This is a genomic window from Pseudomonas sp. IAC-BECa141 (genome assembly GCF_020544405.1).
Taxonomy (GTDB): domain Bacteria; phylum Pseudomonadota; class Gammaproteobacteria; order Pseudomonadales; family Pseudomonadaceae; genus Aquipseudomonas.
Window position 1 is genome coordinate 1002936 of record NZ_CP065410.1, and the last position, 20999, is coordinate 1023934.

Sequence of the window (20999 nt, forward strand, 5' to 3'; positions counted from 1 at the left end):
AATGGCTTTTACCCTGCCAGCCTTGCCTTACGCCTACGACGCTCTGGAACCGCACATCGATGCGCAAACCATGGAGATCCACTACACCAGACATCACCAGACCTATATCAACAATCTGAACGCTGCAGTCGAGGGCACCGAATTCGCGGAATGGCCGGTGGAAAAACTGGTCGCCAGCGTCCAGCAACTACCGGAAAAACTTCGTGCGGCGGTGATCAACCAAGGCGGCGGTCACGCCAACCACTCGCTGTTCTGGGAAGTAATGGTGCCCAACGGTGGTGGTAAACCGGATGGTGCGCTGGCCAGGGCGATCGATGAACAATTGGGCGGCCTCGACAGCTTCAAGGACGCTTTCACCAAAGCCGCGCTGACCCGTTTCGGCAGTGGCTGGGCCTGGCTCAGTGTGACGCCGGACAAGAAACTGGTGGTGGAAAGCAGCGGTAACCAGGACAGCCCGCTGATGAGCGGCAATACGCCGATTCTCGGGCTCGATGTGTGGGAGCACGCGTACTACCTGCGTTATCAAAACCGTCGGCCGGAATACATCAGCGCGTTCTACAACGTCATCAATTGGCCGGAAGTCGCTGCGCGCTATCAGGCCGCGCTGGTTTAAGTCTTCTATAAAAACAATCCAAGGCTGACTATGGGCACTGAAACACTGGCGATCGGAAGTGGGCGTATGTTTCGTTACGCAATTGGATCGCTGTTGCTGTTGGCGGGTATGACCTTGCTGGTCGCCCACGGACTGGAATGGCTGAATCTGGAGCCCAGGCTATCGCGTGCGTTGCAGGGCGGGGCGATTTGCGCCCTCGGCACCGCACTTGGAGCCGTTCCAGTGTTGGTGATCCGCAACATGCCCCAGGCACTGGGCGATACGCTGCTGGGTTTTGGCGCCGGTGTGATGCTGGCGGCGACCGCGTTTTCGCTGATCGTGCCGGGAATCGCCGCCGCCGAAAGTCTGGGACTGAGTTCGTGGGGCGCCAGCGGCCTGATCTGCTTCGGCATCATGCTCGGAGCGTTCGGTCTGTATCTGGTTGATCGCCGGGTGTCGGGCGCTTCGCCGGAAATGCTCATCGGCACTGTCGAGCATCCGGTGATTCCGCCGCGGATCTGGTTGTTTGTGTTCGCCATCATCGCCCACAACATCCCGGAAGGGATGGCCGTCGGCGTCTCGGCTGGCGGTGGAATGCCGGACGCAGACAGTCTGGCGATGGGCATTGCCTTGCAGGATGTGCCGGAAGGGCTGGTGATTGCACTGGTGTTGGCTGGCGCCGGGATGTCGCGGGTGAAGGCGTTTCTGATTGGCGCAGCGTCAGGACTGGTCGAGCCGGTGTTCGCGCTTCTGTGTGCGTGGCTGGTCAGTCTGGCCGAGTTGTTGCTGCCCTTGGGGTTGGCGTTGGCGGCGGGAGCCATGCTGCTGGTGGTGACTCACGAGGTTATCCCGGAGTCGCGACGCAATGGCCATGAGAAGCTGGCAAGTCTGGGATTGCTGATCGGCTTCTGTCTGATGATGGTGATGGACACGGCGTTGGGATGAGTCGGGAGGAGGGAGCGAACTCCCTCGCCTCAAGCGTTCTCAACCACCTTCGTCGAAGTAGTTGTTAATCAGCGTTACCAACTCGTCCATGGCTTCCTGTTCCTGATGACCTTCGGTGCTCAGGTAGATTTTGGTGCCCTTGCCTGCAGCGAGCATCATCATCGCCATGATGCTTTTGCCGTCAACCGTGGTTTCCGGGGTGCGGCCCACTCTGATCGTGCAATCGGGAAACTTACCCGCCACCCCGACGAATTTTGCCGATGCGCGGGCATGCAGGCCCAGCTTGTTGATAATTTCTATTTCCCGAGCAGGCATCGCGGTGTGAATCCTTTAGCTGAGGTCGCGGTGGCGAACCTGGACGTTCTTCAGGGTCTTCTGCAGCGCCTGGCCAAGACGTTCGGTCAGGTAAACGGAGCGGTGATGCCCGCCGGTGCAGCCGATGGCAATGGTGACATAAGCGCGGTTGCTCGCCGCAAAGCGCGGCAACCATTTGTACAGATACGAGTAAATGTCCTGGTACATCTCCTCGACCTCCGGCTGCGCCGCCAGATACTCGGCGACCGGCTGATCGAGACCGGATTGCGCGCGCAGCTCCGGTTTCCAGTACGGATTCGGCAGGCAGCGTACATCGAACACCAGATCCGCATCCACCGGCATGCCGCGTTTGAAACCGAACGACTCCACCAGAAACGCAGTGCCCGGCTCAGGCTGGTTCAGCAGGCGCAGCTTGATGGTGTCGCGCAGTTGATAGAGATTGAGGTTAGTGGTGTTGACCTTTAGATCGGCCAGATCGGCGATCGGGCCCAGCAGGGCGGTTTCGTCGTTGATGGCTTCGGCCAGCGAGCGGTTGGCATTGCTGAGCGGGTGACGACGACGGGTCTCCGAAAAACGTTTGAGCAATGTTTCGTCATCGGCATCCAGGTACAGGACATCGCACTGGATGTGCCGGCTGCGAACTTCCTCGAGCAGCTCTGGAAAACGTGACAGATGGCTCGGCAGGTTGCGGGCGTCGATCGAGACAGCCACCAGCGGCTGGAGCATTTCGGTATGCACCAGCGCGCGCTCGGCGAGATCCGGAAGCAAGCCGGCAGGCAGGTTGTCAATGCAGTAGTAGCCATTGTCCTCAAGGACATCCAGGGCAGTACTCTTACCCGAGCCGGAACGGCCACTGACAATGATCAAGCGCATGATTACGGCCTGTTCTGTTCTTCCAGTACAACCTGGTACAAGGCTTCGTTGCTTGGTGCGCTACGCAGTCTGTCGCGTACATCCTTGCGGTCGAGCATGCTGGCGATCTGGCGTAAAAGCTCCAGGTGAGCATCGGTGGCGGCTTCCGGCACCAGCAGGACGAACAGAAGGTCCACAGGCGCGCCGTCGATAGCGTCAAAATCGATAGGGGCGTCAAGGTGCATCAGCGCACTGATCGGCGCTTCGCAGCCCTTGAGGCGGCAGTGGGGAATGGCGATGCCGTTGCCAAAACCGGTGGAACCCAGTTTTTCACGGGCAATCAATGCCTCGAAGACATCTTGCATCTCCAGATCCGGGACTTCCCGGGCGATCAGGTTGGCAATTTGTTCGAGGGCTTTCTTTTTACTGCCGCCCGGCACGTTCACCAGGGAACGGCCGGGGGTCAGGATACTTTCAAGTCGGATCATGGGGGTGGGGGTTATCGACCGGTAGCGCCCTGAAGCAGGCTCTGGGTCTTTTCCTTATGCTTTTTGAGTTGTTTATCAAGCTTGTCGGTCAGCGCGTCGATCGCAGCGTACATGTCAGTATGTTCCGCGTTAGCGACGACTTCATTGCCGGGAATATGCATCGTGGCTTCGATTTTCTGCTTCAGCTTTTCGACGCACATCGTGACTTGCACGTTGGTGATCTTGTCGAAATGTCCCTCAAGCCTCTTGAGCTTTTGCTCAACGTACTCACGGAGAGGTTGGGTAACTTCCAGTTGGTGTCCACTGATGTTGACTTGCATACAGCTTCTCCTTCGTTGCCAGTGCATAAAGCGGCAGGCCGAAGAGCCTGCCACTGGAACGCTGTAACGTGGCTTACATCAACCGCTTGCGTTCGCTCGAAGGCGCGATCCCGAGGGATTCGCGGTACTTGGCGACGGTGCGGCGAGCCACCTGAATGCCTTGTGCCTCCAGTAAACCAGCGATCTTGCTGTCACTCAACGGCTTTTTCTGATTTTCCGCGGCAACCAGTTTCTTGATGATCGCGCGGATCGCCGTGGACGAGCATTCACCGCCTTCGGAGGTGCTTACATGGCTGGAGAAAAAGTATTTCAGCTCATATATGCCCCGCGGGGTATGCATGAATTTTTGCGTGGTCACTCGGGAAATTGTCGACTCGTGCATGCCCACTGCTTCAGCGATGTCATGCAGGACCAGCGGCTTCATGGCTTCGTCGCCGTACTCCAGGAAGCCGCGCTGATGCTCGACGATCTGGGTGGCAACTTTCATCAGGGTTTCGTTGCGGCTCTGCAGGCTCTTGATGAACCAGCGGGCTTCCTGCAACTGATTGCGCATGAAGGTGTTGTCGGCACTGGTGTCGGCACGACGTACGAAACCGGCGTACTGGGCGTTGACCCGCAGACGCGGCACTGATTCCTGGTTCAGCTCCACCAGCCAGCGTTCGTTGTCCTTGCGTACGATGACGTCAGGCACCACGTATTCGGCTTCGGTCGACTCGATCTGCGAGCCGGGGCGCGGGTTGAGGCTCTGCACCAGTTCGATGACCTGGCGCAGTTCGTCTTCCTTGAGCTTCATGCGGCGCATCAGTTGGCTGTAGTCGCGGCTGCCGAGCAGGTCGATGTAATCGGTAACCAGGCGCTTGGCTTCGGCCAGCCAAGGGGTCTTGGCCGACAGCTGGCGCAATTGCAATAGCAGGCATTCGCCCAGGTTGCGCGCGCCGATGCCGGCCGGTTCGAACTGCTGGATGCGGTGCAGGACGGCTTCGATCTCGTCCAGCTCGATATCGAGTTCCGGATCAAAGGCGTCGAGGATTTCTTCGAGGGTTTCGTCGAGGTAGCCCTGATTGTTGATGCAATCGATCAGGGTGACCGCGATCAGGCGATCGGTGTCGGACATCGGTGCCAGATTCAATTGCCACAGCAGGTGGCTTTGCAGGCTCTCGCCGGCGGAAGTGCGGGTGGTGAAGTCCCACTCGTCATCATCGCTGCTCGGCAGGCTGCTGGCACTGGTCTGATAGACGTCTTCCCAGGCGGTGTCGACGGGTAGATCGTTGGGGATTCGCTCGTTCCATTCGCCGTCTTCGAGGTTATCGACTGTCGGCGCGGTCTCCTGATAGGAGGGTTCCTGGATCTCGGTGTTGGGCTTCTGCTCGGCGTTGTCGGCCATGGGATCGGAGTTGTCGAAGTCGTCGCCGTCTTCCTGGCGTTCGAGCATCGGATTGGATTCCAGAGCCTCCTGGATTTCCTGCTGCAGATCCAGGGTCGACAATTGGAGCAGGCGGATGGCCTGTTGCAGCTGCGGTGTCATCGTCAGCTGCTGGCCCATTCTCAAGACTAGCGATGGTTTCATGGCAGGGGCTTAACACCTTATTCGCCGGCGCTATGCGCCATCCACTACAGGGCGCCGGGGCGCCAAACTTAAGCAAATTATATGCCTGAAACTGTCGTGTTTGCCTAGAGCGCTGTAACAATAAAAGCGTATAAAAAAGCGCTTCAACGTTACAGCACCCGAACGGCTGATCGAATGCCGTCTTGCTTACAGGCGGAACTCGTGACCCAGGTAGACTTCCTTCACCAGATCGTTGGCGAGGATGGTCGCGGAGTCGCCTTCAGCGATCAACTGGCCGTCGTTTACGATGTAGGCGGTTTCGCAGATATCCAGCGTCTCGCGGACGTTGTGGTCGGTGATCAGCACACCGATGCCCTTGGCCTTGAGGTGGTGGATGATCTGCTTGATGTCGCCGACCGAGATAGGGTCGACACCCGCGAACGGTTCGTCGAGCAGGATGAACTTCGGTGCCGTGGCCAGTGCGCGGGCGATTTCCACCCGGCGGCGCTCACCACCGGACAGGCTCATGCCAAGGTTGTCGCGGATGTGGCTGATGTGGAATTCCTGCAGCAGGCTTTCCAGCTCCTTGCGACGACCGGCCTTGTCGAGTTCCTGGCGGGTCTCGAGGATGGCCATGATGTTGTCGGCGACCGACAGTTTGCGGAAGATCGACGCTTCCTGCGGCAGATAGCCGATACCAGCCTTGGCGCGACCGTGCATCGGCTGGTGGCTGACGTCCAGATCGTCGATCAGTACGCGACCCTGATCGGCCTGGACCAGGCCGACGATCATGTAGAAACAGGTGGTCTTGCCGGCGCCGTTCGGGCCGAGCAGGCCGACGATCTGACCGCTGTCGATCGACAGGCTGACGTCGCGCACGACCTGGCGGCTTTTATAGGCCTTGGCCAGGTGCTGAGCTTTCAGAGTTGCCATTACTGGGTTTTCTCGTCGGTTTTCTTCTTCGGCTGAATCACCATGTCGATGCGCGGACGCGCTTCGGTGACCTTGCTGCCAGTGGCTCGACCGGCGCTGGCCAGTTTTTTCACCGTGTCATAGACGATTTTCTCGCCTTGAGTGGTGTTGTTGTCCTTGTCGACGACTTTGGCCTTGTCGATCAGTACAACGCGGTTCTGCTGTGCGTGGTACTGAATGGTCACGCCCCAGCCCTGAACGGGTTTGGTGTCGCCGGCAGTCTGCAACTGTTCGAAGTAGGCGAGGTTGCCCACCGAAGTCACGACGTCGATGTCGCCGTTGGGCGCACGGGTCATGGTCACGGTGTTGCCTTTGACGACCATCGAACCCTGGGTGATGATCACGTCGCCTTTATAGGTGGCAACGCCGTTCTTGTCGTCCAGCTGGGCATCGTCGGCCTGAATGCGGATTGGCTGCTCTTGATCGTTCGGCAGAGCCCAGGCGCTCACGCTTCCCAGTGCTGCGCCCAGACTGAGCAAAATAGGGAGGGTTTTAACGAGCCTCATACTGTCCTCTTACGTTCGATAGCAGGTGTATCCTGCTTTCCTTCAAATACGCTTTCATTCCTACGCCAGTCGATACACCGCCAGCGCCGTCGATTCTAACGGGTTGCTGGGTCTGCGCATATTGCTGCTGCGGGAACACCGTCATGCGAGTGGAGGTGATCAGGGTATCGCGGTTCTTTTCGTCGGTGCGCTTGACACGTACCGAGTCGATCAGTTCGACCTCGGTGCCACCGGAGTTCACTTCGCCGCGTTCACTGGTCACGTGCCATGGAAAATCGGTGCCACGGAACATGTTCAGATCGGGCTTGGTGACCAGTGTAATGTCGGTCGCCTTGACGTGCTCAGCCTTGTCGGACGTCATTTCGTACTGCACTTTGCCGTCTTCGAGGTACTGGATCGTGTGTGTATTGGTCGCATACCAGTCGATCGGGCTTTCCTCTGCCGAAACCGGCGGTTTGTCGAGGAAGCGCTCCGGGCTGATGTTCCAGTAGCCGACCGCACCGAAAATCGCTGCGATGCAACCGAACAGCAGGATGTTGCGAAACTTTTTGCTAAACATGGTTGGACTCACAGGTACGCGTTGTTGGCGGCGTCGAGGCTGCCTTGGGCGCGCAGGATCAGTTCGCAGAATTCGCGGGCGGCACCTTCGCCGCCCCGGGCCTGGGTCACGCCATGGGCGTGCTCGCGCACGAATGCAGCGGCGTTGGCTACGGCCATGCCCAGCCCCACGCGGCGGATCACCGGCAGATCCGGCAGGTCGTCACCGAGATAGGCCACTTGTTCATAGCTTAGGCCCAGTTGCTCCAGAAGACCGTCGAGAACGACCAGTTTGTCTTCGCGGCCCTGAAACAGGTGCGCAATGCCGAGGTTTTTTGCCCGGCGCTCGACCACCGGAGTCTTGCGACCGCTGATGATGGCGGTCTGGACGCCGGCGTTCATCAGCATCTTGATGCCCTGGCCATCGAGCGTATTGAAAGTCTTGAACTCGCTGCCGTCTTCAAGGAAGTACAGGCGACCGTCGGTGAGGACGCCGTCGACGTCGAAAACCGCCAGTTTGATGGCTTTGCCGCGTTGCAGCAGATCGTTGCTCATTTACATCACTCCTGCGCGCAGCAGATCGGAGAGGTTGAAGGCGCCGATCGGGCGATCCTCTTCATCCACGACAACCAGTGCGTTGATTCGGTGGTCTTCCATGATTTTCAGGGCCTCGGCGGCGAGCATCTCGGCGCGGGCGGTCTTGCCGTGCACGGTCATCACCTGGTCGATGGTGGCGCTGTGGATATCGATGCTGCGATCCAGGGTGCGACGCAGGTCGCCGTCAGTGAAGATCCCGGCCAGTTTGCCGTCCGCTTCAAGAATGACGGTCATGCCCAGCCCCTTGCGGGTCATTTCCATCAATGCATCCTTGAGCAGGGTGCCGCGCTGTACCTGCGGCAGTTCCTGACCAGCGTGCATGACATTTTCCACTTTAAGCAGCAGGCGTCGTCCCAGCGCGCCGCCCGGGTGGGAAAAGGCGAAGTCTTCGGCAGTGAAGCCGCGCGCTTCCAGCAGCGCCACGGCCAGGGCGTCGCCCATGACCAGTGCGGCGGTGGTCGAGGAGGTCGGCGCCAGGTTCAGCGGGCAGGCTTCGTGCTCGACGTGCACGTTGAGATTGACCTCGGCAGCCTTGGCCAGCGGCGATTGCGGATTGCCGGTGACGCTGATCAGCTGGATGCCCAGGCGTTTGATCAGTGGCAGCAGGGTAACGATTTCGTTGGTGGAGCCGGAGTTCGACAGGGCCAGAATCACGTCGTCACGGGTGATCATGCCCATGTCGCCGTGACTGGCCTCGGCCGGGTGCACGAAAAACGCCGGGGTGCCGGTGCTGGCCAGGGTCGCGGCAATCTTGTTGCCGATGTGTCCGGACTTGCCCATGCCGACCACGACAACACGGCCCTTGCTGGCCAGAATCATCTCGCAAGCGCGTACGAAATCGGCGTCGATATGGGGCAACAAGCCTTGTACGGCTTCCACTTCGAGGCGGACGGTGCGTTGTGCCGATTGAATCAGGTCGCTGGTTTGGCTCATGTCAGAAATCGTATAGCCCGATGAAAAGGCGGCGATTATAGCGGTTATGTTGAAAAGCCTCACGCAAGTTCGTCGTGCTTTGTCATTCCTTGTTGCCAAAACTCTGTAAATAAGGCTTCAAGCCCTTCAAGTCGCAGAAGGCAGGCCGGTGCAGGCCTTGGGCGCTTGCCCTTTGCAGTGATATAGTTCGCCGCCAGTTCGGCCTGCCCGGGATGTAGGGGCTTTCCTCCAGAAAGCCAGGTGTCCGAGTGAGAGGCTGCATCGCAAGGAGTTTAGATGAGTGCCGATAACGCCTACGCGGTCGAGCTGAAGGGAGTCTCCTTCAAGCGCGGTGCGCGGAGCATTTTCAATAACGTCGATATCCGCATCCCGCGCGGCAAGGTCACCGGCATCATGGGACCTTCCGGGTGTGGCAAGACCACACTGTTGCGCCTGATGGGCGCCCAGTTGCGGCCATCCAAAGGCGAGGTCTGGGTCAACGGCCAGAACCTGCCGAAGCTGTCGCGCAGCGATCTGTTCGATGCGCGCAAACACATGGGCGTGCTGTTTCAGAGCGGTGCGCTGTTCACCGATCTTGATGTGTTCGAGAACGTCGCCTTTCCGCTGCGGGTTCATACCGATCTGCCGGACGAGATGATTCGCGACATCGTGCTGCTCAAGTTGCAGGCCGTGGGCCTGCGCGGTGCGATCGAGCTGATGCCTGATGAGCTGTCTGGCGGCATGAAACGTCGTGTCGCCCTGGCCCGGGCCATTGCCCTCGATCCGCAGATCCTGATGTACGACGAACCGTTCGTCGGCCAGGACCCGATCGCCATGGGTGTTCTGGTTCGCCTGATCCGGCTGCTCAATGATGCCCTGGGAATCACCAGTATCGTGGTGTCGCACGATCTCGCCGAAACCGCGAGCATTGCCGACTACATCTATGTGGTCGGTGATGGCCAGGTATTGGGGCAGGGCACGCCGGATGAACTGATGAGCTCGGACGATCCGCGTATCCGCCAGTTCATGACCGGTGAACCCGACGGCCCGGTGCCGTATCACTTTCCAGCGCCGGATTACCGCGCAGATCTTCTGGGGAAGCGCCGCTGATGCGCAGAATTACTTTAATGGAGCGTGTGCGTCGTTTCGGCCTCGCCGGCATCGACAGCGTCGCAGTGTTCGGGCGTTCGACCCTGTTCCTGTTTCATGCCTTGCTCGGGCGGGGCGGCATCGGCGGCGGTTTTGGTCTGCTGGTCAAGCAGTTGCATTCCGTCGGCGTGATGTCGCTGGTGATCATCGTGGTGTCCGGGATCTTCATCGGCATGGTGCTGGCGCTGCAGGGCTTCAACATCCTGTCGAGCTATGGCTCGGAGCAGGCTGTCGGGCAGATGGTGGCGCTGACCCTGCTGCGTGAGTTGGGGCCGGTGGTGACCGCCCTGTTGTTCGCCGGTCGTGCCGGTTCGGCGCTGACGGCGGAAATCGGCAACATGAAGTCCACCGAGCAGCTGTCCAGCCTGGAAATGATCGGGGTCGACCCGCTCAAGTACATCATCGCCCCGCGTCTGTGGGCCGGCTTCATTTCCCTGCCGGTGCTGGCGATGATTTTCAGCGTGGTCGGTATCTGGGGCGGTTCGTGGGTCGCCGTCGACTGGCTGGGCGTCTACGAAGGTTCCTACTGGTCGAACATGCAGAACAGCGTGAGCTTCGGTGACGATGTGCTCAACGGCATCATCAAAAGTGCAGTATTCGCTTTTGTCGTCACCTGGATCGCCGTATTTCAAGGCTATGACTGCGAACCCACTTCCGAGGGAATCAGCCGTGCCACCACCAAGACCGTGGTTTACGCCTCGCTGGCAGTACTCGGCCTGGACTTTATTCTGACCGCTTTGATGTTTGGAGATTTCTGATGCAAAACCGCACCCTGGAAATCGGTGTCGGCCTGTTCCTGCTGGCAGGGATCCTGGCTTTGTTGCTGCTCGCTTTGCGGGTCAGTGGCCTTTCTCCGACTTCGACCACCGATACTTACAAGCTTTACGCGTATTTCGACAATATCGCCGGTTTGACGGTCAGAGCCAAAGTGACCATGGCGGGTGTGACGATCGGCAAGGTCACCGCGATCGATCTGGACCGCGACAGCTTCACCGGTCGGGTGACCCTGCAAGTGGATAAAAGCGTCGACAACCTGCCGACCGACTCCACAGCATCTATCCTGACTGCGGGTCTGCTGGGCGAGAAATACATCGGTATCAGCGTGGGCGGGGAAGACACCCTGCTCAAGGATGGTGGAACCATCCACGACACGCAGTCGTCTCTGGTACTGGAAGACCTGATCGGTAAATTCCTGCTCAATACCGTTAGCAAAGACGCCAAATGAGGAGCTTTTGAATGATCTCTACCTTGCGACGTGGCCTGTTGGTGTTGCTTGCGGCGCTGCCGCTGGTGGCTAACGCCGTGGCGGTACAGTCGGCGCACGATCTGGTTCAGGACACTACAAACCGGATGCTCGCCGATCTGTCGGCCAATAAAGAGAAGTACAAGCAGGATCCACAGGATTTCTACACGGCGCTGAACACCATCGTCGGCCCTGTGGTAGATGCCGAAGGCATTTCCAAGAGCATCATGACGGTCAAGTATTCGCGCAAGGCAACCCCGGCGCAGATGAAGACCTTCGAGGAAAACTTCAAGCGCGGCCTGTTCCAGTTCTACGGCAATGCGCTGCTCGAGTACAACAATCAGGGCATTACCGTTGATGCGCCCAAGGACGAGTCTGGCGACCGCACCAGCGTCGGCATGACCGTCAAGGGCAACAACGGCGCGATCTATCCGGTGTCGTACACCCTGGAGAAGATCAACGGCGAGTGGAAACTGCGCAACGTCATCATCAACGGCATCAACATCGGCAAGCTGTTCCGTGACCAGTTCGCCGACGCGATGCAGCGCAATGGCAACGACCTGGACAAGACCATCAACGGCTGGGCCGGGGAAGTCGCCAAGGCCAAGCAGTCGGCCGAGCAGAACGAGAAGCCTGCCCAATGACCGAGTCGGCCATTCGTCTGGATGAAGCCAGTGAGCTGCAGCTCAGTGGCGTGCTGGATTACCGCACCGCGCCCGATCTGCGCGAGCAGGGCCGGGCGCTGATCAAGTCGTGCAATGCCCCGGCATTGGTGATCGATTGCTCGGCGGTGGAGAAGTCCAGCAGCGTCGGTCTGTCGCTGCTGCTGTGCTTCATTCGCGATGCGAAGGCCGCCGGCAAGGCGGTCAGTATTCGCGGGATGCCCGAAGACATGCGCGAAATTGCCCAGGTCAGCGAGCTGACCGAGCTTTTGGCGCAACCCTGAACCCGCATCAATAGAGAAGCCCCCCGTCAGAGTCCTGCGCAGCGGGGTTCGCAGGCGCGGGGCTTTTTTGTATGATGTCCGACCCGTGCGCACAGGGCGCCGATTGAGGTTGAGCATGCAGGCCGTAGAAGTGAAGAGCTTCCTTGAAGGAAAGCTGCCAGGAACGCTGGTGGAAGTTGAAGGCGAAGGCTGCAACTTTCAGCTGAACGTGATTAGTGATGAACTGGCGGCGTTGAGCCCGGTCAAGCGTCAGCAAAGCATCTATGCCCATTTGAACCCTTGGATCGCCGATGGCAGCATCCACGCGGTCACTATGAAATTTTTCAGCAGCGCGGCCTGGGCCGAGCGCACCTGAGCCCTAGGGCGTCGAGATTCTTATGGATAAATTGATAATTACCGGTGGCGCTCGTCTTGATGGCGAGATCCGCATCTCCGGGGCGAAGAACTCCGCCCTGCCGATCCTGGCCGCCACCCTGCTGTGCGATGGCCCGGTTACCGTTGGCAACCTGCCGCACCTGCACGACATCACCACCATGATCGAGCTGTTCGGTCGCATGGGCATCGAGCCTGTGATCGACGAAAAGCTCAGCGTCGAAATCGACCCGCGCACCATCAAGACCCTGGTCGCTCCGTACGAGCTGGTGAAAACCATGCGCGCCTCGATCCTGGTACTGGGTCCGATGGTTGCGCGTTTCGGTGAAGCCGAAGTCGCACTGCCTGGCGGCTGCGCCATCGGTTCGCGTCCGGTCGACCTGCACATCCGTGGCCTGGAAGCCATGGGCGCGGTCATCGACGTCGAAGGCGGCTACATCAAGGCCAAGGCGCCTGAAGGCGGCCTGCGTGGCGCGCACTTCTTCTTCGATACCGTCAGCGTGACCGGTACCGAGAACATCATGATGGCCGCTGCTCTGGCCAAGGGCCGCAGCGTGCTGCAGAACGCCGCTCGCGAGCCGGAAGTCGTCGACCTGGCGAACTTCCTCAACGCCATGGGTGCCAAGGTATCCGGTGCCGGTACCGACACCATCACCATCGACGGCGTCGAGCGTCTGGGTTCGGCTTTCTATAAGGTCATGCCTGACCGTATCGAAACCGGCACCTACCTGGTGGCCGCTGCGGTCACCGGTGGCCGCGTGAAGGTCAAGGACACTGATCCGACCATCCTTGAAGCCGTTCTGGAAAAACTCCGTGAGTCCGGCGCAGAAGTCACCACCGGTGAAGACTGGATCGAGCTGAACATGCACGGCAAGCGCCCGAAAGCGGTCAACGTGCGCACTGCGCCGTACCCGGCGTTCCCGACCGACATGCAGGCGCAGTTCATCTCGCTCAATGCCATTGCCGAAGGCACCGGTGCCGTGATCGAGACGATCTTCGAAAACCGCTTCATGCACGTATACGAACTGCACCGCATGGGCGCCAAGATCCAGGTCGAAGGCAATACGGCCATCGTGACCGGTACTGAAATCCTGAAGGGCGCGCCAGTGATGGCAACCGACCTGCGGGCCTCGGCCAGTCTGGTGATCTCGGCCCTGATGGCCGAAGGCGATACCCTGATCGACCGCATCTACCACATCGACCGTGGTTACGAATGCATCGAGGAAAAACTGCAGATGCTGGGCGCGAAGATCCGTCGCGTTCCGGGCTAGTCGCTGCATCTGGACACAGGGAAGTGTCCGTTGAATTCGTTTTGATCGGGGGTGGCAACGCCCTCGATGTATGTCCGGCGCCGATTGCGACCGGACATGAGTACCTTGATAAGGACTGACGTTTCCCATGTTGACCATCGCACTGTCCAAGGGCCGCATCCTTGACGACACCCTGCCGCTTCTCGCCGAAGCGGGCATCGTGCCGACCGAGAATCCGGACAAGAGCCGCAAGCTGATCATCCCCACGACCCAGGAAGACGTTCGCCTGTTGATCGTGCGGGCCACCGACGTGCCGACCTATGTCGAGCATGGCGCGGCCGACCTCGGCGTTGCCGGTAAAGACGTGCTGATGGAATACACCGGCCAGGGTCTGTACGAGCCGCTGGATCTGCAGATTGCCCGGTGCAAGCTGATGACCGCCGGCAAGGTCGGCGCCGTCGAGCCCAAGGGCCGCCTGCGCGTCGCCACCAAATTCGTCAATGTCGCCAAGCGCTACTACGCCGAGCAGGGCCGTCAGGTCGACATCATCAAGCTTTATGGCTCGATGGAGCTGGCACCGCTGATCGGCCTGGCCGACAAGATCATCGACGTGGTCGACACCGGCAACACCCTGCGCGCCAACGGCCTGGAGCCCCAGGAACTGATCGCCACGATCAGCTCGCGTCTGGTGGTCAATAAAGCTTCGATGAAAATGCAACACGCCCGAATCCAGGCGTTGATCGACACCCTGCGCAAGGCAGTGGAGTCTCGACACCGCGGCTGATGTACCTGCGCGACGTTAAGTCGCGCCCGTCTATCCGCCTCATAGCCAGAATCTCAGGTGCCCAAGCGGATCGAATGGTAATTTCGGGCGCCTGAGTTTTTTGCCATTCCTATGAGGCTCTCGCTATGACCGCACCGACTGCAATTCGCCGACTCAACGCTGCTGACCCGGATTTCGCGCATCATCTGGATCATCTGCTGAGCTGGGAAAGTGTGTCTGACGACTCGGTCAATCAGCGGGTGCTGGACATCATCAAGGCTGTGCGCGAGCGCGGTGACGCGGCGCTGGTCGAGTTCACCCAGAAATTCGATGGCCTGGAAGTCGCTTCGATGGCGGACCTGATCCTGCCGCGCGAGCGCCTGGAACTGGCCCTGACCCGCATCACTGTCCCGCAACGCGAAGCGCTGGAAAAAGCGGCGGCCCGCGTGCGCAGCTATCACGAAAAACAGAAGCAGGATTCCTGGAGCTACACCGAAGCCGACGGCACGGTGCTGGGCCAGAAAGTCACGCCACTGGATCGCGCCGGTCTGTACGTGCCGGGCGGCAAGGCGTCGTATCCGTCATCGGTATTAATGAACGCGATTCCGGCCAAGGTTGCCGGCGTGGCCGAAGTGGTCATGGTGGTGCCGACCCCGCGCGGTGAAGTCAACGAACTGGTGCTGGCAGCAGCGTGCATTGCCGGTGTTGACCGGGTGTTCACCATCGGTGGCGCGCAAGCCGTTGCCGCGTTGGCCTATGGCACCGAAAGCGTGCCGCAGGTGGACAAGGTTGTCGGCCCGGGCAACATCTACGTCGCCACTGCCAAGCGTCACGTGTTCGGTCAGGTCGGCATCGACATGATCGCCGGCCCGTCGGAAATCCTCGTGGTATGCGACGGCCAGACCGATCCGGACTGGATCGCCATGGACCTGTTTTCCCAGGCCGAGCACGATGAAGACGCCCAGGCAATCCTGGTCAGCCCGGACGCCGAATTCCTCGACAAGGTTGCCGCCAGCATCGACAAACTGCTGCCGACCATGGATCGCGCCACCATCATTGAAACCTCGATCAATGGCCGTGGCGCCCTGATTCACGTGCGCGACATGGCCCAGGCCATCGAAGTCGCCAACCGCATCGCCCCGGAACACCTTGAACTGTCGGTCGCCGACCCGCAGGCCTGGCTGCCGCAGATCCGCCACGCCGGCGCGATCTTCATGGGGCGTCACACCTCCGAAGCGCTGGGCGACTACTGCGCCGGTCCGAACCACGTGCTGCCGACCTCCGGCACTGCGCGTTTCTCCTCGCCGCTGGGCGTGTATGACTTCCAGAAACGTTCGTCGATCATCTTCTGCTCCGAGGCCGGTGCTTCGGAACTGGGCAAGACTGCATCGATCCTGGCCCGTGGCGAATCCTTGAGCGCCCACGCGCGCAGCGCCGAATACCGCATCAAAGACGACGTGAAGGGGAACTGAACATGAGCAAATTCTGGAGCCCGTTCGTCAAGGATCTGGTGCCTTACGTGCCGGGCGAGCAGCCGAAGCTGACCCGTCTGGTCAAGCTCAACACCAACGAAAACCCGTACGGCCCGTCGCCAAAAGCCTTGGCGGCGATGCAGGCCGAACTCAACGACAACCTGCGTCTGTATCCGGATCCGAACAGCGACCGGCTGAAAAACGCTGTCGCCGAATACTACGGCGTGCAGAGCAATCAGGTGTTCCTCGGCAACGGTTCGGATGAAGTGCTGGCGCACATCTTTCACGGCCTGTTGCAACACGATCAGCCGATCCTGTTCCCGGACATCAGCTACAGCTTCTATCCGGTCTACTGCGGTCTCTACGGCATCACGTTCGACGCGGTGCCGCTGGATGCGCAGTTCCGGATCAACCCTGCCGACTACGCCAAACCGAACGGCGGGATCATCTTCCCCAACCCGAACGCGCCGACCGGTTGCCTGCTGGCGCTGGAAGCGGTCGAGCAGATCCTCAAGGCCAGCCCGGATTCAGTGGTGGTGGTCGACGAGGCCTACATCGACTTCGGCGGCGAAACCGCGATCAGTCTGGTCGAGCGTTATCCGAACCTGCTGGTCACCCAGACGCTGTCCAAATCCCGTTCGCTGGCGGGCCTGCGGGTCGGTCTGGCGGTCGGCCATCCGGATCTGATCGAGGCGCTGGAACGGATCAAGAACAGCTTCAACTCCTACCCGATCGATCGCATGGCCAATGTCGGCGCGGCGGCAGCGTTCGAGGATCGCGAGTACTTCGACAAGACCTGCGCACTGGTCATAGAGAGTCGCGAGTGGGTGGTTGCGCAGTTGCAGGCCAAAGGTTTTGAAGTGCTGCCTTCAGCGGCCAACTTCATCTTCGCCCGGCATCCGCAACACGATGCGGCGGGGCTGGCGGCCAAACTGCGTGAGCAGGGCGTGATCGTGCGCCACTTCAAGCAGGAGCGGATTGCCCAGTTCCTGCGGATCTCGATCGGCACTCCGGAACAGAATCAGGCGTTGATCGACGGTCTGGGCGAACTCTGAAACGACGCTGATCCCTGTGGGTTCAGTCCCGCAGGGATCAGCGCTGGTTTATTCGTGATGCGGCTCGCCAAGGAACGTCAACGAACTGAACAACCCTCTGCTGCTCACCTCTGCACTGTCCTTCACCGGCACTTCCACCTGCGCCGCAATCACATTCAATCCCTCATTACGCACCAGCACCTGAGCGCGGCCGTCCTTGTCGGTTTCAGTGCTCAAGGTATTCGGCGCGCTGCGGTAGTCACCGATCAACTTCACGCCCGCGGCCGGTTTGCCATCCAGCAACACCCGCACCGGCAATGATTTCCCCGGGCCGACGGTCAGCGGATCGACCTCCGGCAGAATCAGCAATTTGATCTGATCCAGTTTGGGCAGCTTCGCTCCCGGCTGATAAATCGCCAGGCTGTACTTGAGGGTCTCGGTCGACTCAATGGCGCCCGGGACTTTACTGCGACCCTCGTTGATCCATTTTTTGTCAGCGGTTTTCGACCACATGCCATTGTTCAGGGCCACGGCCAACACAGCCGGCGGCTTCAACGGTTGCAGGCGGGCATGATCCGCCAGGCGCTGCACGCTGACGGGAATCATCTTGCCGCTTGCGTCATAGGCCCACGCTCCGCTGACTTTCTGCGGTTTGAACGCATTGTCCTCGGCACCGTGGCCGTAGACGACTTCGATATTGCCGCGCCGTTGTTCGGTCCACAAACCATGGGCCGAGGCGTGAGTGGCGAAGAGCGCGGCGATGAACAGCAGGGATTTGCCGTATTGCATGGAGACGTCCTTTTACAGGTTGAGTGTCAGGCTGACCGTGAAATTGCGCGGCTCGCCGGGGTTGACCCAGTAGTTGCTGTACGAGCGCTCGTAATACTTTTCGTCGAACAGGTTGTTCAGGTTCAGGCCGACGGTGATGTTGTCGCTGGCCTTGTAATGGGCCAGCAGGTCAACGGTGTGATAGGCCGGCAGCTCGAAATCGCTGCCGGATTCACCCGAGCGGTCACCGACATAGGTGAACGCCGCGCCGATATCCGAGCCGCGCAAGCGGCCGTCCTGAAACTCGTAGACACCCAGCAGGCTGCCGCTGCGTTTGGCCACTCCGAGGATGCGGCTACCGGCGGGGATCGCGGCATCTCCCTTGGTGACTTCAGCGTCGATCCAGGCGAAGGCGCCGATCACCCTCACGGCGTCGGTGACTTGCCCGGTGACTTGCAGATCGAAACCCCGGCTGCGGGCCTTGCCCATGGCGCGGCTGGTGTCGGTGCCCGGGTCGAGGGCGAGGACGTTTTCCTTGTCGATATGGAAGAAGGCGAGGGTGCTGCTTAACCGTTCGTCGAACAGCTCGTTCTTGATGCCGACTTCGTAACCCACACCTTCTTCCGGATCGAAGGATTTGCCAGCCGCATCGAGGCCGTTGTTCGGTTTGAATGAGGTCGAGGCGTTGGCGAACAGGCCGATGTCCGGTGTCAGTTGATAGAGCAGGCCGGCACGTTGAGTGAGCGCATCGTGGGTCTGGCGGCTGGTGGTGTTGCGGCTGTGGTCATCGATGTTTTGCTCAAAGTGCTCCAATCGCGCCCCGATCATCCCACGCAGTTTTTCGCTGAAGACGATTTGATCCTGCAGGTTCAGCGCACGGCTTTCGACGTGTTCGAAGAAGTCCGTGCCGGAGCGTGCACCGTTGGGTTTGGGCTGGCCGTATACCGGGTTATAGATATCGATGGCGTAAGGCCTGCCGGCGATGTTGGTGACGCGCTCGTTCTTGCGGAAGTTCTCGTACTCGCTGCCGATCAGCAGTTCATGCTGCCAGGTGCCAAGGTCGAACAGACCGCGCAGTTCCAACTGGGTGATGCTGTCGTGCCAGTTGGTATCGCGTTCGCGATAGCGGCGGTTGACTGAGTGGCCATCGGCATTCAAAGGACGGCTTTCAGAGGCGAATCCCCAGAGTTTGCCTTCCTTGTAGTGGCTGGCCAGGCGCAGTTTCCAGGCATCGTTGAGGTGGTGCTCAAGCGTGGCTTGCAGTCTGTTGTTGTGGTTGTCGATGTTGCCGTCGTTCGGTTCACCCAGGAATGTCGAACGCGAGACGCCGCTCCATTTATTGTTTGGCGCAACAATGCCGCGGTCGAAGGTCGAGCTATGACGTACGAATTCGCTCTCCACCAGCAGGCTGGTGTCCGGGTTCAACTGCCAACTGAAAGAGGGGGCGACGAATACACGTTTACTGTCGACGTGGTCGCGAAAACTGTTGTTGTCCTCGACCGCGAGGTTGATCCGCGACAGCACATCTCCCTGATCATCCAGCGGCGTGTTGACGTCCAGCGCGGTGCGATAACGATCCCAACTGCCGGCACTGGTTTGCAGGGTAGTAAACGCTTCGGGCTGCGGTTTTTTGGTGACGATGTTTACCGTGCCACCCGGATCGCCTCGGCCGTACAGGCTGGCGGCTGGTCCTTTGAGCACTTCGATGCGCTCGATGTTGGCAGCGTCGGGTGTGCTCGGGTAGCCACGGTTGGCGCTGAAGCCGTCCTGGTAAAACTCGGAAGTAGTGAAGCCGCGCACACTGTATTCGTAAAGCGTCAGGCCGCCGAAGTTGTTTTGCTTCGACACGCCACCGGCGAATTCCAGCGCACGTTCGACGCTGGTACTACCCAGATCCTTGAGTACGGTGGCGGGCACCACGCTGATGGCCTGTGGAATATCGCGGATTGCGGTGTCGGTTTTGGTGGCGCTGGACGAGCGCGTAGCGCGGTACCCTTTGACCGGACCGGTAGGGGATTCGTAATCGGAGGTGACGCTGATGGTATCGAGTTCAAGCGTTTGCGGTTCATCGGCAAACACGGGATCGCCAAGCAGGCCAAGGGTCAGGCCGAGCAGAGAAGCCTTTTTTCGAGACGACATGTTATGTTGTTCCAATGTATTAATTGAAACAATATAACATGCCCGTTGAGAATGTCTGTTATTCGCGCCATTGGCGCGAACAAAGTCTTACTCTTCTTTCTCTTGCACCGGCGCTGGCGGCGGACGCAGGCCGATTTCAGCGGTCAGCTTCAACTCCTTGCCATTGCGCATCACCTGAATCGTGACCTTGTCGGTCGGTTTGATTCGCGCTACCTGGTTCATCGACTTACGGCCATCACCGGCCGGTTCGCCGTCGATGCTCAGGATCACATCACCCAGTTGCAAGCCGGCCTTCTGTGCCGGGCCGTCGCGGAAAATGCCCGCCACCACGATTCCCGGGCGCCCGGACAGGCCAAACGACTCGGCCAGTTCCTGGGTCAGCGGCTGCACTTCAATGCCGAGCCAGCCGCGAATCACCTGACCGTGCTCGATGATCGATTTCATCACTTCCATCGCCAGTTTCACCGGGATTGCGAAGCCGATGCCTTGCGAGCCGCCGGACTTGGAGAAGATCGCGGTGTTGATGCCGGTGAGGTTACCGTTGGCGTCTACCAGCGCGCCGCCGGAGTTGCCCGGGTTGATCGCGGCGTCGGTCTGAATGAAGTCTTCGTAGTTGTTCAGGCCCAGTTGATTGCGGCCGGTGGCGCTGATGATGCCCATGGTCACGGTCTGGCCGACGCCGAACGGGTTGCCGATGGCCAGTGCGACGTCGCCGATGCGGATGTTGTCGGAACGGCCGACGGTGATCGACGGCAGGTTTTTGAGATCGATCTTCAGGACGGCGAGGTCGGTTTCCGGATCGCTGCCGATCACCCGGGCCAGGGTTTCGCGACCGTCCTTGAGCGCCACGACGATCTGGTCGGCGCCACTGGTAACGTGGTTGTTGGTCAGAATGTAGCCTTCCGGGCTCATGATCACGCCGGAACCGAGGCTGGACTCCATGCGTTTCTGCTTCGGCGAATTGTCACCGAAGAAGCGGCGAAACTGCGGATCCTCGAACAACGGATGCGCCGGTTTGGCGATGACTTTGGTGGTGTAGAGGTTGACCACTGACGGCGCGGCGATGGTCACCGCGTCGGCATAGGACACCGGCCCCTGCTGCACGCTGGTGGTCTGCGGGGCCTGTTGCAGGTTGACGTCAAGGCTTGGAAGCCCGACCCACTGCGGGTAACGCTGAATAATCAACAGAGCGATAAGTACGCCGGCCAACAGCGGCCAGCCGAAAAAACGCAGCGCCTTGAGCATTAAGCACGTCCTGGAAAAGTTGCAGGCGGGGTCAGA

The 20999-nt window shown here is 59.9% G+C and carries 25 protein-coding genes; 12 read left to right on the plus strand and 13 right to left on the minus strand.

Annotated features, from left to right (window positions below):
- Position 1 precedes the first annotated feature (1 nt).
- Both I5961_RS04375 and I5961_RS04380 read left to right on the plus strand, forming a co-directional pair.
- Positions 2-613: a superoxide dismutase gene (locus tag I5961_RS04375; RefSeq protein ID WP_085698457.1), complete on the plus strand. Its 612-nt coding sequence runs from the start codon at positions 2-4 to the stop codon at positions 611-613.
- Positions 614-643: 30 nt separating this feature from the next.
- Positions 644-1537 (plus strand): ZIP family metal transporter, encoded by an 894-nt coding sequence (locus tag I5961_RS04380; RefSeq protein ID WP_085698458.1) that lies wholly within the window; start codon positions 644-646, stop codon positions 1535-1537.
- A gap of 39 nt (positions 1538-1576) precedes the next feature.
- On the opposite strand, the gene I5961_RS04385 is transcribed toward I5961_RS04380, so the two are convergent.
- From I5961_RS04385 to I5961_RS04430, 10 genes are all read right to left on the minus strand, one after another.
- On the minus strand, positions 1577-1852 hold the full coding sequence (locus I5961_RS04385) for an HPr family phosphocarrier protein (RefSeq protein WP_085698459.1): 276 nt from the start codon (positions 1850-1852) through the stop codon (positions 1577-1579).
- 15 nt (positions 1853-1867) lie between these two features.
- Positions 1868-2725 carry an RNase adapter RapZ gene (rapZ, locus tag I5961_RS04390; protein WP_085698460.1) on the minus strand — a complete coding sequence of 286 codons (858 nt, stop codon included), beginning with the start codon at positions 2723-2725 and terminating at the stop codon, positions 1868-1870.
- Between the two features lie 2 nt (positions 2726-2727).
- Complete coding sequence (ptsN, locus tag I5961_RS04395; RefSeq protein ID WP_007953580.1) at positions 2728-3192, minus strand: PTS IIA-like nitrogen regulatory protein PtsN; 465 nt, start codon at positions 3190-3192, stop codon at positions 2728-2730.
- 11 nt (positions 3193-3203) lie between these two features.
- The gene (hpf, locus tag I5961_RS04400; RefSeq protein ID WP_085698461.1) at positions 3204-3512 is read right to left on the minus strand and encodes a ribosome hibernation-promoting factor, HPF/YfiA family; all 309 of its coding nucleotides are present in this window, start codon (positions 3510-3512) and stop codon (positions 3204-3206) included.
- Between the two features lie 73 nt (positions 3513-3585).
- Positions 3586-5079, minus strand: coding sequence for an RNA polymerase factor sigma-54 (locus tag I5961_RS04405; RefSeq protein WP_085698462.1), 1494 nt, complete (start codon positions 5077-5079; stop codon positions 3586-3588).
- Between the two features lie 186 nt (positions 5080-5265).
- Positions 5266-5991 carry an LPS export ABC transporter ATP-binding protein gene (gene lptB / locus I5961_RS04410; RefSeq protein WP_007953572.1) on the minus strand — a complete coding sequence of 242 codons (726 nt, stop codon included), beginning with the start codon at positions 5989-5991 and terminating at the stop codon, positions 5266-5268.
- A complete protein-coding gene (gene lptA / locus I5961_RS04415; protein ID WP_085698463.1) occupies positions 5991-6536 on the minus strand; it encodes a lipopolysaccharide transport periplasmic protein LptA in 546 nt (181 codons plus the stop codon). Before lptA ends, lptB begins: the two co-directional genes overlap by 1 nt.
- Complete coding sequence (lptC, locus tag I5961_RS04420) at positions 6523-7095, minus strand: LPS export ABC transporter periplasmic protein LptC (RefSeq protein WP_007953568.1); 573 nt, start codon at positions 7093-7095, stop codon at positions 6523-6525. The genes lptA and lptC overlap by 14 nt, the downstream gene beginning before the upstream one ends.
- An 8-nt stretch (positions 7096-7103) precedes the next feature.
- Positions 7104-7628 carry a KdsC family phosphatase gene (locus I5961_RS04425; protein ID WP_085698464.1) on the minus strand — a complete coding sequence of 175 codons (525 nt, stop codon included), beginning with the start codon at positions 7626-7628 and terminating at the stop codon, positions 7104-7106.
- Positions 7629-8603 (minus strand): KpsF/GutQ family sugar-phosphate isomerase, encoded by a 975-nt coding sequence (locus tag I5961_RS04430; RefSeq protein WP_227234459.1) that lies wholly within the window; start codon positions 8601-8603, stop codon positions 7629-7631.
- A gap of 276 nt (positions 8604-8879) precedes the next feature.
- On the opposite strand from I5961_RS04430, the gene I5961_RS04435 reads away from it, so the two are divergent.
- The 10 genes from I5961_RS04435 to hisC all read left to right on the plus strand — a co-directional run bounded on the left by I5961_RS04435 (position 8880) and on the right by hisC (position 16832).
- Complete coding sequence (locus I5961_RS04435) at positions 8880-9692, plus strand: ATP-binding cassette domain-containing protein (RefSeq protein WP_007953564.1); 813 nt, start codon at positions 8880-8882, stop codon at positions 9690-9692.
- Entirely contained in the window at positions 9692-10489 is a 798-nt protein-coding gene (gene mlaE / locus I5961_RS04440) for a lipid asymmetry maintenance ABC transporter permease subunit MlaE (RefSeq protein ID WP_007953561.1), read from the plus strand. The genes I5961_RS04435 and mlaE overlap by 1 nt, the downstream gene beginning before the upstream one ends.
- Entirely contained in the window at positions 10489-10956 is a 468-nt protein-coding gene (gene mlaD, locus I5961_RS04445; protein WP_085698466.1) for an outer membrane lipid asymmetry maintenance protein MlaD, read from the plus strand. The genes mlaE and mlaD overlap by 1 nt, the downstream gene beginning before the upstream one ends.
- Before the next feature lie 11 nt (positions 10957-10967).
- Complete coding sequence (locus I5961_RS04450) at positions 10968-11618, plus strand: phospholipid-binding protein MlaC (RefSeq protein WP_085698467.1); 651 nt, start codon at positions 10968-10970, stop codon at positions 11616-11618.
- Positions 11615-11920, plus strand: a complete 306-nt coding sequence (locus I5961_RS04455; RefSeq protein WP_085698468.1) for a lipid asymmetry maintenance protein MlaB — start codon at positions 11615-11617, stop codon at positions 11918-11920. Before I5961_RS04450 ends, I5961_RS04455 begins: the two co-directional genes overlap by 4 nt.
- Positions 11921-12035: 115 nt before the next feature.
- Positions 12036-12275: a BolA family protein gene (locus I5961_RS04460; RefSeq protein ID WP_039769303.1), complete on the plus strand. Its 240-nt coding sequence runs from the start codon at positions 12036-12038 to the stop codon at positions 12273-12275.
- A gap of 22 nt (positions 12276-12297) precedes the next feature.
- The gene (gene murA, locus I5961_RS04465) at positions 12298-13563 is read left to right on the plus strand and encodes a UDP-N-acetylglucosamine 1-carboxyvinyltransferase (RefSeq protein WP_085698469.1); all 1266 of its coding nucleotides are present in this window, start codon (positions 12298-12300) and stop codon (positions 13561-13563) included.
- A gap of 127 nt (positions 13564-13690) precedes the next feature.
- A complete protein-coding gene (gene hisG, locus I5961_RS04470; RefSeq protein WP_065260859.1) occupies positions 13691-14326 on the plus strand; it encodes an ATP phosphoribosyltransferase in 636 nt (211 codons plus the stop codon).
- A gap of 125 nt (positions 14327-14451) precedes the next feature.
- Positions 14452-15777 (plus strand): histidinol dehydrogenase, encoded by a 1326-nt coding sequence (hisD, locus tag I5961_RS04475; protein WP_227234461.1) that lies wholly within the window; start codon positions 14452-14454, stop codon positions 15775-15777.
- A gap of 2 nt (positions 15778-15779) precedes the next feature.
- Positions 15780-16832, plus strand: coding sequence for a histidinol-phosphate transaminase (gene hisC / locus I5961_RS04480; protein WP_085698471.1), 1053 nt, complete (start codon positions 15780-15782; stop codon positions 16830-16832).
- Positions 16833-16880: 48 nt separating this feature from the next.
- Here hisC and I5961_RS04485 read toward each other — a convergent pair whose 3' ends face one another.
- The 3 genes from I5961_RS04485 to algW all read right to left on the minus strand — a co-directional run bounded on the left by I5961_RS04485 (position 16881) and on the right by algW (position 20963).
- Positions 16881-17600 carry a DUF4198 domain-containing protein gene (locus I5961_RS04485; protein ID WP_085698472.1) on the minus strand — a complete coding sequence of 240 codons (720 nt, stop codon included), beginning with the start codon at positions 17598-17600 and terminating at the stop codon, positions 16881-16883.
- A 12-nt stretch (positions 17601-17612) separates the two neighbouring features.
- Positions 17613-19718, minus strand: a complete 2106-nt coding sequence (locus I5961_RS04490) for a TonB-dependent siderophore receptor (RefSeq protein WP_227234463.1) — start codon at positions 19716-19718, stop codon at positions 17613-17615.
- Between the two features lie 87 nt (positions 19719-19805).
- On the minus strand, positions 19806-20963 hold the full coding sequence (algW, locus tag I5961_RS04495; RefSeq protein ID WP_085702481.1) for a Do family serine endopeptidase AlgW: 1158 nt from the start codon (positions 20961-20963) through the stop codon (positions 19806-19808).
- Positions 20964-20999 lie beyond the last annotated feature (36 nt).